This is a genomic window from Lacinutrix venerupis (genome assembly GCF_003663945.1).
Classification (GTDB): domain Bacteria; phylum Bacteroidota; class Bacteroidia; order Flavobacteriales; family Flavobacteriaceae; genus Lacinutrix; species Lacinutrix venerupis.
The window spans coordinates 119,983-134,387 of sequence record NZ_RCCH01000007.1 but is presented as its reverse complement, the minus strand read 5'-3'; the positions used below and the strand labels follow the sequence as shown (position 1 = coordinate 134,387).

General features: G+C 29.7%; 14 protein-coding genes. 3 read left to right on the top strand and 11 right to left on the bottom strand.

What is annotated here, in order from left to right:
- Nucleotides 1-100: 100 nt before the first annotated feature.
- On the top strand, nucleotides 101-727 hold the full coding sequence (locus CLV86_RS11705) for a response regulator (RefSeq protein WP_076732080.1): 627 nt from the start codon (nucleotides 101-103) through the stop codon (nucleotides 725-727).
- On the opposite strand, the gene dnaG is transcribed toward CLV86_RS11705, so the two are convergent.
- The 4 genes from dnaG to CLV86_RS11685 form a co-directional block, all read right to left on the bottom strand.
- Nucleotides 722-2,677 (bottom strand): DNA primase, encoded by a 1,956-nt coding sequence (dnaG, locus tag CLV86_RS11700; RefSeq protein WP_076732081.1) that lies wholly within the window; start codon nucleotides 2,675-2,677, stop codon nucleotides 722-724. The two genes, CLV86_RS11705 and dnaG, sit on opposite strands and share 6 nt — an antisense overlap.
- 108 nt (nucleotides 2,678-2,785) lie before the next feature.
- A complete protein-coding gene (gene msrA, locus CLV86_RS11695) occupies nucleotides 2,786-3,451 on the bottom strand; it encodes a peptide-methionine (S)-S-oxide reductase MsrA (protein ID WP_121052552.1) in 666 nt (221 codons plus the stop codon).
- Between the two features lie 153 nt (nucleotides 3,452-3,604).
- Entirely contained in the window at nucleotides 3,605-4,384 is a 780-nt protein-coding gene (locus CLV86_RS11690; RefSeq protein ID WP_076732083.1) for a zinc ribbon domain-containing protein, read from the bottom strand.
- A gap of 3 nt (nucleotides 4,385-4,387) precedes the next feature.
- On the bottom strand, nucleotides 4,388-5,482 hold the full coding sequence (locus CLV86_RS11685; RefSeq protein WP_121052550.1) for a Nif3-like dinuclear metal center hexameric protein: 1,095 nt from the start codon (nucleotides 5,480-5,482) through the stop codon (nucleotides 4,388-4,390).
- A gap of 78 nt (nucleotides 5,483-5,560) precedes the next feature.
- Here CLV86_RS11685 and lpxK point away from each other — a divergent pair, with 78 nt between their 5' ends.
- Nucleotides 5,561-6,565, top strand: coding sequence for a tetraacyldisaccharide 4'-kinase (gene lpxK, locus CLV86_RS11680; RefSeq protein WP_121052547.1), 1,005 nt, complete (start codon nucleotides 5,561-5,563; stop codon nucleotides 6,563-6,565).
- On the opposite strand, the gene CLV86_RS11675 is transcribed toward lpxK, so the two are convergent.
- The 6 genes from CLV86_RS11675 to CLV86_RS11650 all read right to left on the bottom strand — a co-directional run bounded on the left by CLV86_RS11675 (nucleotide 6,562) and on the right by CLV86_RS11650 (nucleotide 12,640).
- Nucleotides 6,562-8,781, bottom strand: coding sequence for an ATP-binding protein (locus CLV86_RS11675; RefSeq protein WP_121052545.1), 2,220 nt, complete (start codon nucleotides 8,779-8,781; stop codon nucleotides 6,562-6,564). The genes lpxK and CLV86_RS11675 overlap by 4 nt on opposite strands.
- Before the next feature lie 29 nt (nucleotides 8,782-8,810).
- Entirely contained in the window at nucleotides 8,811-9,827 is a 1,017-nt protein-coding gene (gene gap / locus CLV86_RS11670; RefSeq protein WP_121052543.1) for a type I glyceraldehyde-3-phosphate dehydrogenase, read from the bottom strand.
- Entirely contained in the window at nucleotides 9,828-10,709 is an 882-nt protein-coding gene (gene lipA, locus CLV86_RS11665) for a lipoyl synthase (RefSeq protein ID WP_121052541.1), read from the bottom strand.
- A gap of 72 nt (nucleotides 10,710-10,781) precedes the next feature.
- Nucleotides 10,782-11,327 (bottom strand): RNA polymerase sigma factor, encoded by a 546-nt coding sequence (locus tag CLV86_RS11660; protein WP_076732089.1) that lies wholly within the window; start codon nucleotides 11,325-11,327, stop codon nucleotides 10,782-10,784.
- Nucleotides 11,318-12,430, bottom strand: coding sequence for a glycosyltransferase (locus tag CLV86_RS11655; protein ID WP_121052539.1), 1,113 nt, complete (start codon nucleotides 12,428-12,430; stop codon nucleotides 11,318-11,320). Before CLV86_RS11655 ends, CLV86_RS11660 begins: the two co-directional genes overlap by 10 nt.
- A 6-nt stretch (nucleotides 12,431-12,436) precedes the next feature.
- The gene (locus CLV86_RS11650; RefSeq protein WP_076732091.1) at nucleotides 12,437-12,640 is read right to left on the bottom strand and encodes a membrane or secreted protein; all 204 of its coding nucleotides are present in this window, start codon (nucleotides 12,638-12,640) and stop codon (nucleotides 12,437-12,439) included.
- Nucleotides 12,641-12,832: 192 nt separating this feature from the next.
- Here CLV86_RS11650 and aqpZ point away from each other — a divergent pair, with 192 nt between their 5' ends.
- Complete coding sequence (gene aqpZ / locus CLV86_RS11645) at nucleotides 12,833-13,519, top strand: aquaporin Z (protein ID WP_076732092.1); 687 nt, start codon at nucleotides 12,833-12,835, stop codon at nucleotides 13,517-13,519.
- Nucleotides 13,520-13,592: 73 nt separating this feature from the next.
- Here the strand turns inward: aqpZ and CLV86_RS11640 are convergent, their stop codons facing one another.
- The gene (locus tag CLV86_RS11640) at nucleotides 13,593-14,390 is read right to left on the bottom strand and encodes an anti-sigma factor domain-containing protein (RefSeq protein ID WP_076732093.1); all 798 of its coding nucleotides are present in this window, start codon (nucleotides 14,388-14,390) and stop codon (nucleotides 13,593-13,595) included.
- Between the last annotated feature and the right edge of the window lie 15 nt (nucleotides 14,391-14,405).

Below are 14,405 nucleotides of genomic sequence, written 5' to 3'. Positions count from 1 at the left end.
ATTTGTAATAATATTTCCTACCTTTGTTTTGCTATTATTATTTATCTATATAATTTTTTTTTGAGTTAACTACTTAAATTAAAAGTAAAACTTGTAAACTATGGTCAAGCTATTAGTGGTTGATCAGCATCCTATTGTAAGCAAAGGTCTGGAGCTTGTATTTAATGTATCACGTGATATTAAGTTCATGGGCAGTGTTGATAATGGCGAAGCTATCTTCGAATTTCTTAAAAGCACGCCTGTTGATGTGATATTAACAGAAATTGATTTGCCTAAACTTAACGGTTTAACAGCTATTAGACGCATAAAAAAAGATTTTCCAGACACGAAAATTATAATGTTTAGTGCGCAGTCTGAAGATGTTTACGCTGTAAGCTCTATAAAAGCTGGTGCTAATGGATTTGTGCCAAAAACTGCCGGTATTATAACGCTTAGAGAAGCTATATTAAAAGTATATAATAATGGCATGTATTTGAGCAATAATTTAATGCAGCGCTTAAATAAAAACTCTAAAGACTTTAAAGGTAGTTCTTATTACAAAAAACTTTCTACTAGAGAAGTCGAGGTGTTAAAATTACTTGCATCTGGAAAACGTAATAAGGATATTGCTTCGGAACTTAAAATTAATGAGAAAACGGTAAGTACCTATAGAGCAAGATTAATGAAAAAATTAAATGTAGATAATTTAGTAGATTTAGTTAATCAATCTAAAACCATGGAGTTATAATACTCGGTTTAATTTTCTAGATAATAACATTTTTAGCCCTGAATAATCTTTTACTTCTTCTAAAATATTTTTGTTAACCTCGTTTTTGTTTTCTAAAGTTTGTTGTTGAAAACCAAGTACTTTTCTGTCTATTAAATGGCAACGTAAGCATAAAATAGTTTCGCTAACTAATTGTGCAACAGTGTCGTTTTTAGATTTTGGAAAAATATTTTTGCGTTCCCAATCAGACAGGAAATAGCGTTCGTCTTCCATTAATATAGTGGTAATAGCATTGCCAACCTCTGCATCTACAGTATTAATTAAGTTTTCTGATGAAAATTCTGGATTCTGATTTAATGTTTCAATTATCTTGTAATATAAATTTTTAAATTGCTCATTAGAGAATTCCATTTCATCGTCTTGCAGGTCTAAAAATACTTTTTCAAAAACTTTTGCTTGATGAATAACAGGCTCTAAAACTAAATCACCATTATCGTTTTCTTTTAAAACCAAATCTTCAAAATCTTCGGTTTTATTACCATAAAGTAAAAGAATTTCTATAATTTTTCTTTCTAAAATAAATTGTACATCTAATTTTTTTACTGGCTCTTGCTTGATAACTTCAAAAGCTTGCTGCGGTTTTTGTTGTTGTTTGGCTTGGTTTTTATTTTCTTTTTGAGTTAACTGAGCTAAGGTGCTAAACAAAACACCTTCACTTATATCCATAATTCTTGAACATTCTTGAATGTAAACCTCTCGTTTAATGCGATCTGGAATTTTAGCAATACTATTAATTATATCGCTTATAGTTTCGGCTTTTTTTATAGGATCGTTTTTAGAATCTTCATACAAAACTGAAGCCTTAAATTGAATGAAATCTTTAGCGTTTTCATTTAAGTAGTGTTCTAACTCTTCTAAAGTATTTGTTTTTGCAAAACTATCTGGATCTTCACCTTCTGGAAAAGTACAAACTTTAACGTTCATGCCTTGCTCTAAAATAAGATCGATACCACGTAATGATGCACGCATTCCAGCAGCATCACCATCAAAAAGTACAGTAATATTTTTTGTTAGTCTGTTTATTAAGCGAATTTGATCGCTTGTTAATGCTGTTCCAGAAGAAGAAACAACATTTTTAACTCCGGTTTGATGAAACTGAATAACATCTGTATATCCTTCTACTAAATAACAATTGTCTTCCTTTGCAATACTTTGCTTTGCATGATAAATACCATATAAAACTTTACTTTTATGGTAAATATCGCTTTCTGGAGAGTTTAAATATTTAGCAGCTTTTTTATCGTTAGTTAAAATACGTCCTCCGAAGCCTAAAACACGACCGCTCATGCTTTGTATAGGAAACATAACACGTCCTTTAAATCTATCAAACTGTTTGTCTCCTTTGTCTATAGTTAAACCAGTTTCGGCTAAAAACTCTAATTTATAACCTTTTTTTAAAGCTTCGTCTGTAAATGCGCTCCAAGAATCTGTACAATAACCTAAATCGAATTTTTTTATAGTTTCCTCTGTAAAACCACGCTCTTTAAAATAGCTTAAACCAATAGATTTGCCTTTATCTGTTTTGTGTAAAATGTGTTTAAAATATGTGTTTGCATATTCGCTTACTAGATATAAACTTTCGCGTTTGTCTTGGGCTTCTTTTTGCTCGTTAGATTGTTCTGTTTCCTCAATTTCAATATTATATTTTTTTGCCAAATACTTTATGGCTTCTGGATAGGTAAAATGTTCGTGTTCCATTAAAAATGCAACTACATTTCCTCCTTTTCCGCTAGAGAAATCTTTCCAAATTTGTTTAACAGGAGATACCATAAAACTTGGCGATCGTTCCTCGCTAAAAGGACTTAATCCTTTAAAATTACTACCTGCTTTTTTCAATTGAACAAAATCGCCTATAACCTCTTCTAATCGAGCGGTTTCATATACTTGGTCTATGGTTGATTTTGATATCAATTGTAGTAATTTTTATACGTTGGTAGATTTACTTTGTAAATGTAATATAATTGTGGTGGTTTTAAAAGAGTACTGTTTTATAAAGAGTAAATATTTAACTGTTTTGTATTAATGATTAGCTTTTAAAACCTCTGGCATTTTAGCTTGAAAACGTTTTAATCTAGGTATAGAAACATTTTTTATGTAAGAATTGTTTGGATGTAATTTTTCGTAATTTTGATGATAATCTTCGGCTATCCAGAATTTTTGAAACGGATATACTTCGGCAGCAATTGTTGTTCCTAATTTTTTTGATAATGCAGCTTTTTTAGTTTCAATAATTTGTTTTTGTTCTTGGTTTTGGTAAAAAATTATTGAACGATATTGAGAGCCTCTATCTGGACCTTGGCCATTTACTTGAGTTGGATTTTGCGAAGCAAAATAAACATCGACTAATGTACTAAAGCTTACAATGTCTGGGTTATAAATAATTTCTACAGCTTCTGCATGCCCAGTTCTTCCAGTATTACTAGCTTCGTATGTTGGATTTTTTGTATGCCCTCCAGCATAACCAGAAATAGATTCTTCTACACCTTTTACACTTTCGTAAATAGCTTCGACGCACCAAAAACAACCGCTTGCAAAATAGGCTTTAGCCATGCCATTTTTTAAAGGAACTTCTATTGGTGTTGCCGTTTTTATAGATTCTTGTGCTTTATTGTTTTCTGAGCTTTGAGCTGTGTTTTTACAACTAAATAATGTTGCAATAGCTAATAATAAAAGTGTCTTTTTCATAGATTTTTTTTTAAAATAGTCGTAATAATATATAAATACTAAATAGCATTTGTATTAAAATTTTCATAAAAAAGATTGTTATAACTTTAATACAAGCTATAAAAAAAGCCTTCATAATTTATGAAGGCTTTGATTGTATTATTTAGAAATGGATTATAGTTTTTTAAACAATTTTTCCATTTTCTCTTTTTGTTCTTCAGCTAAAGCTTCATCAACTAAAATACGTCCTGAATGCTCATCTGTAATAATTTTTTTACGAGAAGCAATTTCCATTTGTACTTGTGGTGGAATTGTAAAGTAAGAACCTCCAGATGCACCTCTTTCGATTGGTACAACAGCTAAACCATTTTTTACATTAGTACGAATACGGTTGTAAGCTTTTACTAAACGATCTTCAATCTTCTTTTTGTAGTCGTCAGATTTTTTTAGTAATGCTTCTTCTTCTTTTTCAGTTTCTGCTAAAATAGCATCTAATTCACCTTTTTTATGTTTAAGGTGAGTTTCACGTTCTTTTGTGTGCTCTTTAGTTTTTTCAATAACTTCTTTCTTTTGCTCTATTTGAGCTTTGAATTCTCTAATGTGTTTTTCAGCTAATTCAATTTCAAGTTCTTGATATTCTACTTCTTTAGTAAGTGAGTTAAACTCTCTGTTATTTCTAACATTTTGTTGTTGCTCGCTATACTTTTTTATTAAAGTTTTTGCTTCTTCAATTAGGTTTTTCTTGTCGCTAATTTGTGCATCGATAGATGTTAAATTATCTTCAAGTTTTTCTAATCTAGTTTTTAATCCAGTAACTTCGTCTTCAAGGTCGCTAACTTCTAAAGGTAGTTCTCCACGAACGTTTCTTATCTCATCGATTCTAGAATCGATTAATTGTAAATCGTATAAAGCTCTTAAACGTTGTTCTACACTTATTTCTTTACTCTTTGCCATATTTTAAAAATACTTAACAGGATTGGTGTTTGTCTTCGATAAAACGATTGCAAAATTACTAATTTTTTTTGTAAGATGTGCAACTAAACCGTTTTTTGTGTATTGTTCACTTTCATAATGTCCAATATCTGCTAGAAGAATACTATTTTCTGCTGAAAAAAAGTCATGGTATTTTAAATCTGCAGTAATAAAAACATCAGCTTTTACTGCCTTTGCGGCTGTAATTGCAAAACTTCCCGAGCCTCCTAATACTGCAATTTTTTGTACAGGCTTATTTAGAAATTTTGAATGGCGGATGGCTTGAACATTCATTTTTGTTTTTAAATAAACTAAAAAATCAGTTTCTGTCATTGGTTTTTGTAGAGTACCAACCATTCCCATACCTATATTTTGATTAGTGTTTTCTAAAGTAGTTATTTCATATGCAACTTCTTCGTAAGAATGAGTTTCAAAAAGTGTTTTTAATACTTTAGCTTCTAAATGTTTTGCAAAAGTTATAGTTATTTTAGTTTCTTCTTCAAAAGCAGTTTCTCCTTTTTTTCCAACTACAGGATTAGAGTTCTCGTTACCATTAAATGTTCCAATGCCTTCTACATTAAAACTACAATTACTATAATTTCCAATATTTCCTGCACCAATATTAAATATTGCTTGCCTTAAATTGTTGGCTTCTGCTTTGGGAACATATGTGGTTAGTTTTTTTATAGTTTGCGCTTGCGGTATTAAAATTTTTCGATTTTCAAGTTTTAATTGTTCGCAAATAATATCGTTTACACCGTGTATGTGGTTATCTAATGCAGTATGTATAGCGTATATGGCAATATCATTTTTTATAGCTTTAAGCACTGTGCGTTCTACATAAGTTTTTCCTGTAAGCTTTTTTAGACCTTTAAAAATAATAGGATGAAAGCTAACAATTAAATTACAATTGTTTTCTATGGCTTCGTCCACAACCGCCTCCAAGGTGTCTAAAGTTACTAAAACTCCTGTTAAATTAACATTTTTGTCGCCTACAAGTAAACCTACATTATCAAAATCTTCAGCATATGCTAAAGGTGCAAAGTCTTCTAGGTGATTAATAACATCTTGAATTATCATAAGTTTCAGGAATTGATTTACAGTTTTTAAGAATAACAAATATAAAATTTTTACTTTCGTTATGTTGAAACTTGATTAATGAAATTTATTAGACTTTTATTATTACCTATTGTACCTATTTATTTTATAGTTACTTGGTGCCGAAATAAATTATACGATTTAGGTATAAAAAAATCTAAGAATTATAATTTTCCTATTATATGTGTTGGAAATTTAAGTGCCGGTGGAACAGGAAAAACTCCTATGGTAGAGTATTTAATAAAGTTATTAAATGAAAATTATAATTTAGCTACTTTAAGTCGCGGTTACGGAAGAAAAACAAAGGGTTTTGTTTTAGCTTCAGAAAATTCTACAGCTAATACTTTAGGCGATGAGCCTTTTCAGTTTTACAATAAATTTAAAAATAGTATTCGCGTTTCAGTAGATGAAAATAGACAACGTGGTATTTTAAATTTAAGAGCATTAAACAATAAACCAGAGTTAATTATTTTGGATGATGCTTATCAGCATAGAAAAGTAGAGGCAAAACTTAATATATTATTAACTACTTACTCTAATTTGTATGCTAAAGACATTGTTTTGCCAACAGGTAATTTGCGAGAACCTAGAGAAGGAGCAAAACGAGCACAAATAATTGTGGTTACTAAATGTCCTGATAATTTATCTGAAGAAAAGAAAGTTAGTATAATAGCTGAATTGAGGCCTAAAGATTATCAACATGTATTTTTTAGCTCTATTAGTTACGCAAAAGAAGTGATAGGAAATAGTGGTGTAGTAGCTTTAAATAATTTAAAAGAATTTACACTTGTTACCGGAATTGCAAATGCAAAACCTTTAGTTGTATTTTTAAAAAATAGTGGTTTAAATTTTAATCATTTAGAGTTTAGCGATCATCATAATTTTTCTAAAAAAGAGATTGAGACTATTGCTAAAAATGATTTAATTATAACTACCGAAAAAGATTATGTTAGGTTAATTGCAGAATCAACTTTAAGCAATAAACTTTTTTATTTGCCTATAGAGATTACTATAGATAGACAGATCGATTTTAATAACCTTGTTAAGACTGCTATTAAATGTTAGGCTTTTTCTTTAAGAATTAAAGCTTCAAAAAGTTTCTTTTCGAAATCTTCTTGCTTAAATGGTTTGCTAATAATGTCTGTAAATCCAGCATCATCAAATTCTGCCATTTTATCTTCTATAGTTACGGCAGTAAGTGCAAAAATAGTAAGGTCTTTATTAAATGTTCGTATAATTTTTGTTGCTTCAATACCACTTATTCCAGGCATGTGGATATCCATTAGTACAACATCGTATTGGTTTTCTTTTACTTTTTCAACAGCATGCTCACCGTTTTCAACAACTTCGCAATTAAGCTTCATTTTATTTAAGATCTTTTTGGTAATCATTTGGTTAATTTTGTTGTCTTCAACTACCAAAATCTTAATGTTACTTAATTCTAATTCGTTAATATCTTTAAAGTAATTTAATTGTTCTTTTTTAACTGCTTCTTCTGCATATTCTAAAGGAAGTTCAAAATAAAAGCTAGAGCCTTGACCTAATACACTTTTAAGGTAGATTTTACCATTTAAAATATCTATTAATCCTTTAACAATAGAAAGACCTAAACCAGTTCCTCCATACTTTCTATTAATTTGTATAGAGCCTTGAGAGAAACTTTCGAACATGTGTTCTTGCTTTTCTTTACTTATGCCAATTCCATTGTCTTGAACTTCAAACCTAATATTATATATTCCGTTTTTCTCATTAATTTTTGTGGCGCGAACCCAAATATCTCCATCTTTTGTAAACTTAATAGAGTTACCAATTAAGTTAATTAAAATTTGAGAAATTTTAAGTTGGTCTGCATTGTAATTATGAGGTAAATTTTCGTCGTATTCAAAATGTAAATTTACATTGTTTCCTGCTGCAGAATTGTTTAAGGCAGAAATTACATTAGCTATTTTCTTTTTTAAATTAAATACTTCTTTTTCAATCTCTACTTTATTAGCCTCAATTTTATTAATTTGAAGAATATCATTTATAAAAGTTAGTAAGTAATCTCCAGAAAATTTTAAAGATTTTAAATGTGGTATTTGTTCTGGTTTTGGATTCTCGTCCAAAAGCATATTTGTTAAGCCTGTTACTGCGTATAAAGGTGTACGTAATTCGTGAGTTACGGTAGATAAAAAATTAGCTTTAGTCTTAGAGGCTAGTTCTGCTTTTTCCTTACTAATAATAAGTTCGCTATTTTTTTTATGTAATATATTGTTAGATTTTAATCTAATATTATTGTTTTTGTAAAGAGATAAAGTTAACAGAGAAAGTATTGTAATTAAGGCAATACTTAAAATTGTAATTAGTTGTGTAATGATATTTGCACTAGTTTCCTCTTCTAAATCTGCTTTACTATTTTTTTGATACTGAATTTGATTAGCTATTAAATATTCGTTTCTTTTTTCTGGAGAAACTAATGCTCTTTTGATATTTAATAAAGAATCTGATAGTTTTAAATGAGATCTTAAATATTTATTGGCTAGTTTGTAATTACCATCAGCTTCGTATAGGTTACTTAAGGTTAAATAGCCAGCACTTAATACATCTAAATTTTTATCTTCTTTAGCAATTGTAAAACCTTCATGAGCTATTTTTAACGCGATACCTAGTCTGCCTAATTCTGCTTGTGCTTCGCCTAAATAAATTAAACTACTACTTAATAGTTTGTTTAATTTATATCTTTGAGATAGAGAAACCGCTTTACTTAAAGTGCTTTCAGCTTTTTTAAAATTCTTTAAAGCAAGGTAGGCTTGTCCTTTTTTTAATAATGTTTCTGCTTCGTAATTAGGTAAATCTTCTTGATTAAAAAGTGTTTCTGCAGATTTATAATAATCTAAGGCTTTTTCATATTTTTTTGTTGCCATATAAACATCTGCAAGTGTTTTGTATGTTTCGGCAATATTTATATTATCTTTTGCAAAGCGTTGTATTTCTATAGCTTTAATAAGTGTATTTGTAGCTTCGCTATCTTCTTCTAATAAATGTTGAATTTTTCCTAATTTAGAATAAACTAAACCTAAGCTTTTTTTGTTATCAAGTTTTTTAGCATTTTCTAAAGCACTGTCTATGTTTGTTTTCGCTTGAAAATAAAAAGAGTTCTCTATGTTTTTTTGAGCAAAAGAAAGATCCGTATTTACTTTTGCCTGAAGTATATCTAACTCCTCTAAAGAAAGTTCTTGCGCATTTACAAGAGCTCCAAAGAGTAAGAATAGTATAAAAAAGGTTTTATAAAAGTGGGACATTTTAGGATATTTACTAACAACAAATATACTTATTTAACAGTTAAATGCATTTTTTTTTGCGATAAATTGGTAATCAAGTCTATAATACGATTTGAGTAACCTGTTTCATTATCGTACCAACCAATAATTTTTACCATATTACCAATTACAGATGTCATTTGAGAATCGAAGATACACGAGTGCGAATTGCCAACAATATCAATAGAAACTATTGGATCTTCTGTATATTCTAAAATGTTTTTATATTTTTTTTCTGATGCTTTTTTAAAGGCATTATTAATAGCTTCTATCGATGCTGTGTTTTTTACATTAAAAGTAATATCTGTAAGCGAACCATTTGCAACAGGAACACGTATACCACAACCGCCAATAACATTAGCTAATTCTGGAAAAATTTTGGTAAGTGCTTTTGCTGCTCCAGTAGTAGTTGGTACAATAGATTGTCCGGCTGCGCGTGCACGACGTAAATCGCGGTGAGGTTGATCGTGTAAACTTTGGTCTGTTGTGTAAGAATGAATTGTTGTAATATAAGCTTGGTTAATACCACAAAGCTCATTAATAACATCAATCATTGGAGCAGCATTATTTGTTGTGCAAGATGCGTTTGAAATTATGCTCTCGTTACCATTTAAAATAGTTTCATTAACACCTAAAACAATTGTTTTTATTTCATCATCAATAGGAGGAACGCTTAATATTACACGTTTTCCTCCATTTTTTATATGAAAATCTAACTCTTTTTTAGTTTTAAATTTTCCTGTTGCTTCAATAACAAAATCAGGGCTAAATGATTGCCAGTTAATATTTTTTGGATGAGCTTCATTTAAAAGCGCAACTTTATTTTTATTTACAATAATAGAGTCTTTGGTATGCGCTATTTCGGCATTAAAAATACCATGAATACTATCATATTTTAATAAATGGCTTAATGTTTTTGCATCTGCCAAGTCGTTAATTGCAACAACTTTTATATTGTTTTTTTCTTCAAGTAATCTAAAAACACGACGGCCTATGCGCCCAAAACCATTTATAGCAACAGTAACCATTTAGTTAATGTGTTTTTGAGCTTTATAAGATGAACGTACTAATGCGCTACTTTCTACATGTCGAAAACCTAAGTCTAAGCCAATAGTTTCGTATTCTTTAAATTGATATGGTGTAATAAATTGCTTAACAGGTAAGTGTTTTTTACTTGGTTGAAGGTATTGCCCAATAGTTACAACATCTACATCATTATTTCGTAAATCGTGTAATGTTTCAATTACTTCTTCACGAGTTTCGCCTAAACCTAACATAATACCAGATTTTGTTCTGCGTTGTCCTTGTTGTTTTAAATATTTTAAAACACCTAAACTACGTTCGTATTTTGCTTGTATTCTAACTTCTCTGGTAAGACGTTTTACAGTTTCTATATTATGCGACACTACTTCTGGTGCAACATCAACAATTCTATCGATGTGTTTTTCTATACCTTGAAAATCTGGAATTAAAGTTTCTAAGGTGGTTTCTGGATTCATTCTACGTACAGATTTTACAGTTTCTGCCCACATTATGCTTCCCATATCTTTTAAATCGTCTCTATCTACACTAGTTAAAACGGCATGTTTAATTTTCATTATTTTTATTGAGCGTGCCACTTTTTCTGGTTCATCCCAATCTACCGTTTCTGGTCTTCCAGTTTTTACACCGCAAAAACCACAAGATCGTGTACAAACATTTCCTAATATCATAAAAGTTGCAGTGCCTTCTCCCCAACATTCTCCCATATTTGGGCAACTTCCAGACGCGCAAATAGTATTTAATTTGTATTTATCTACTAATCCACGAAGCTCTGTGTATTTTTTTCCAGTTGGTAATTTTACACGTAACCATTTTGGTTTAGGCTGTCTTTCTTTAGGAAGAATTACTGATGCTGTTTCTGTACTCATAGAATTTTTCTTTCGGTTTACAAAGATACAAAGTATTCTATTAAACCTTTAGAAGTTGTTTTAGTTTAACCTTTATTTGGTAATTATTTCTGCCAATAATTTTTTTGCACGAAGTAATTTTACTTTTACATTATTCATTGGCTCATTAAGTTGTTGGCTTATTTCGGCATAGGTTAATTCTTGAAAATACCTTAGGTTTATTACTTCTTGATAATGAGGTTTTAATTTTTTGATATCACGAAGTAATTTGGCTAGATTTTGTTCTGTAATAAGTTTGTCTTCAACAGTTGGAGAATCGTCCATAACACGATAAACTGTATCATTTTCATGATCTGTAATTTTAGAGTTTATAGAGCTTTTTTCTTTACGTTGTAAATCTATTTGAATGTTTTTTGAAATAGTAATTAGCCAAGTTTTAAACTTATATTTCTCATTAAAAGTATCAATTTTATCAAAAGCTTTCGAAAAAGTTTGTATAGTTATATCTTCTGCATCATGCTCGCTAGATACTCGTTTTAATTGGTAACCATAAACATAGTCCCAAAACTCATCTAATAAAAAATTAAATGCTTTTTGGTTATTTTCTTTTGCTTTTGCTATGGCTTCGTTTATTTCCAATATTTTGGTTTTGAAATAATATTTGTGATAAATATAGTTAATTGAAAACCAATTAAGAATATTTCAAGTAATGGAAGTAAATAAAGAACATCTATTTCGTTTAGTTTTTTTGCAGAAAAACCAATTGATAAGTATTGAATTAATAATCTAATAACTAATATAGCAATAGCCAGTTCCCAATAAATTTGAAGTGTAAATGTTATTATTAATAATAACCAAAATAGTATTTGAGATATATAAAATAATGCTAGCAATGCTTTGTGCTTAAACTTATAGTTATTTGCTGTTGAAACATGGCGGCGTTTTTGCCTAAACCATTCTTTAAATGATTTTTTAGGAATGGAACTTGTAAAACTTGTTTCTGTATAGCAAATAGTTGTGTTTTTTGAATTTGCAGCTTCGTTTATAAATAAATCATCGTCTCCAGAACGAATTTTTATATGTTTTATAAAGCCATTTGTTTTATAAAATTCATCACGATGATATGCTAAATTCCTGCCAACTCCCATGTATGGCATGTTTAGTTTTGCAAAAGAAAAATACTGAATAGCAGTTAAAAGTGTTTCGTACCTTATTAATTTATTTAGAAACGATTTAGGTATTTTGTGATATGCACCATATCCTAAAACAATTGTTTTTTTATTGGTGAAATGAGACGCCATTTCACTAATCCATTGTTTTGAAACGGGTTTACAATCTGCGTCTGTAAATAATAAATGGTCATGTTGAGCAGCTTTTATACCAAGTGTTAAAGCATATTTTTTATTAGCCCAAAAGGTTTCATTATTTCTAACATTAACAATTTTAATATTATTGTGTTTTTCTGAATAATGCTCCATGACTTCTAAAGTTTTATCTGTAGAAGCATCGTTTATTAATACTATTTCAAAATTATAATAGTCTTGCTCAATAATAGAAGGCAAAAATTGTTTTAAATTTTCAGCTTCATTTTTTGCGCATATTAATATAGAAATTGGAACGCTTTGCGTTTTTGAAGGTTCTTTCTTTTTAAATGAAAAACTACCAAAAAGAACACCATAGTATACTACTTGAATAAGTGCTACAACAACAAAGCTGTAGAAAGCAACGTCAAGTAAACTCATTAAAAATTAAGAGTGTTGTGGTTCGTTACAATTTTCGAATTGGTCTGGAGTTTTTCCGCAGAATCCACAAGCATCACCTTCTTTATTAAGCATTGGATTTTGGCTAGCACAAGTTCCTGCAAATTTACCATCTTTTTTTGCCCAAATTTTAATAGCAATTCCTGCAAATGCAATTCCTAATAATGATAACGTAAGTAGTAAAAGTTTCACGTAAATATATGTTTGAAATTATAATACTGCAAAGGTAATAGTTTTATATGATTTAAAAGAAGTTATGTATTTGCTTTTTTAAACCATGTTTTTTGCATTTTAACGTATTTGGAAAAAAATGTAGTTGTCAATCTCTACTAAATTATTTTATGTAACTAATTTAAAATCATAATTTTAAAATTAATCAACATTATGAAAAAACTTTTAGCAGAATTTTTTGGAACTTTTTGGCTTGTATTTGGAGGTTGTGGTAGTGCAATTTTTGCAGCTGGATATCCAGAATTAGGAATTGGATTTGTAGGTGTTTCGCTAGCATTTGGTTTAACCGTATTAACTATGGCCTATGCTGTAGGTCATGTGTCTGGAGCTCATTTTAATCCAGCTGTATCTATAGGGCTATGGGCTGGTGGAAAGTTTCCCGCAAAAGAATTATTAGGCTATATTTTAGCGCAACTTGTAGGAGCTATAGTAGCGGCAGGAGCTTTGTATTTAATTGTTTCTGGTAAAGATGGCTTTACAGATATTGGTAGTTTTGCTGCTAATGGATATGGAGCGCTTTCTCCAGGAGGTTACTCTATGACTTCTGCACTTGTAGCCGAATTTTTATTAACCTTATTTTTCTTATTAATTATTCTTGGTAGTACTTATCCCAAAGCACCTAAAGGTTTTGCTGGTATAGCTATAGGTTTAGCGTTGTCACTAATACACTTAATAAGTATTCCTATTACAAATACATCTGTAAATCCTGCTAGATCAACTAGTCAAGCTTTATTTGCAGGCGGAGATTTTACTTCTCAATTATGGTTGTTTTGGTTAGCTCCAATAGCAGGAGCAATTGTAGCAGGTTTTATACATAAAGCTTTTTTTAATAAAGACTAATATTAAAATTAGTAGAAACAAAAAACGCCTTGCAATTGCAAGGCGTTTTTTGTTTTATGAATATTTTAGAGTATTAGTCTTCTAATTTTAATTCTATTTCTGCAACAGGAGTATCGTTATTATTGCTGTTTGTTTTAACTCCTTTTTCTTCAATAGTAATACTTAAACCTAATGCGTCTTTAGTATAAGGAATTTGTTGTAATTGTCTATCTCTAACGCTTAAAATACCTAAATTTACTTGCTTATCTTGTAACTCGGCCCAAATTTGATATTCTTGGTTTTCTGGTAATGTAGGGAGAGAAACAACATCTATCATAGATGTTTTTTCTTTAGGATTAATATACGCAACAGTTTTTAAGTTTTTTGCACGACGATTTCCTTTTAAAATATATTTTTCGGTTTCAGGATTATTAAGTTGCGAAAATTGCTCTGCTAACGCATTTAACTTTAAATTATTTTCGTTTATATCACCTCTTAAATCGTATAATTCTTCAACAATAGTTTGGTTTTCGTTTAATAAATCTTGATTTTGAAAGTAAAAGTAAACAGAGCTGCCTGCAAAAATTAAAGCGGCTACACTGGCTGCAATTCCAAAATTAAACCAAGATTTTTTAGGTTTTTGTTTTAATGCAATAACAGGTTTCTCGTCTAAAGATTCTAAAATGTTATCCAATAAATAATTAGGAGCTTCTTCAGCATTAGCAAAGGCTACTAGTTCTAATTTGTTTTCAAGTTTATTGTATGCTTCTTTTACTTCTGGAAAAGTATTTATATAGCGTTCAACCTCAAGATTTTCTTGAGAGTTTGTTAAACCTGTTAGGTATCTTTCTAACAAATCTGTTTTTAAAAATGCGTCTTTATCAACAGTCATCACTTTAGTGTTTTT

Excerpts from the sequence above, each read along its gene's own strand:
- CLV86_RS11640 (WP_076732093.1), bottom strand. The coding sequence starts at position 14,390 with ATGACTGTTGATAAAGACGCATTTTTAAAAACAGATTTGTTAGAAAGA.
- CLV86_RS11690 (WP_076732083.1), bottom strand. The coding sequence starts at position 4,384 with ATGGCAAAGAGTAAAGAAATAAGTGTAGAACAACGTTTAAGAGCTTTA.
- msrA (WP_121052552.1), bottom strand. The coding sequence starts at position 3,451 with ATGAAAAAGACACTTTTATTATTAGCTATTGCAACATTATTTAGTTGT.
- lpxK (WP_121052547.1), top strand. The coding sequence starts at position 5,561 with ATGAAATTTATTAGACTTTTATTATTACCTATTGTACCTATTTATTTT.
- CLV86_RS11685 (WP_121052550.1), bottom strand. The coding sequence starts at position 5,482 with ATGATAATTCAAGATGTTATTAATCACCTAGAAGACTTTGCACCTTTA.
- CLV86_RS11675 (WP_121052545.1), bottom strand. The coding sequence starts at position 8,781 with ATGTCCCACTTTTATAAAACCTTTTTTATACTATTCTTACTCTTTGGA.
- lipA (WP_121052541.1), bottom strand. The coding sequence starts at position 10,709 with ATGAGTACAGAAACAGCATCAGTAATTCTTCCTAAAGAAAGACAGCCT.
- CLV86_RS11655 (WP_121052539.1), bottom strand. The coding sequence starts at position 12,430 with ATGAGTTTACTTGACGTTGCTTTCTACAGCTTTGTTGTTGTAGCACTT.
- CLV86_RS11705 (WP_076732080.1), top strand. The coding sequence starts at position 101 with ATGGTCAAGCTATTAGTGGTTGATCAGCATCCTATTGTAAGCAAAGGT.
- aqpZ (WP_076732092.1), top strand. The coding sequence starts at position 12,833 with ATGAAAAAACTTTTAGCAGAATTTTTTGGAACTTTTTGGCTTGTATTT.
- gap (WP_121052543.1), bottom strand. The coding sequence starts at position 9,827 with ATGGTTACTGTTGCTATAAATGGTTTTGGGCGCATAGGCCGTCGTGTT.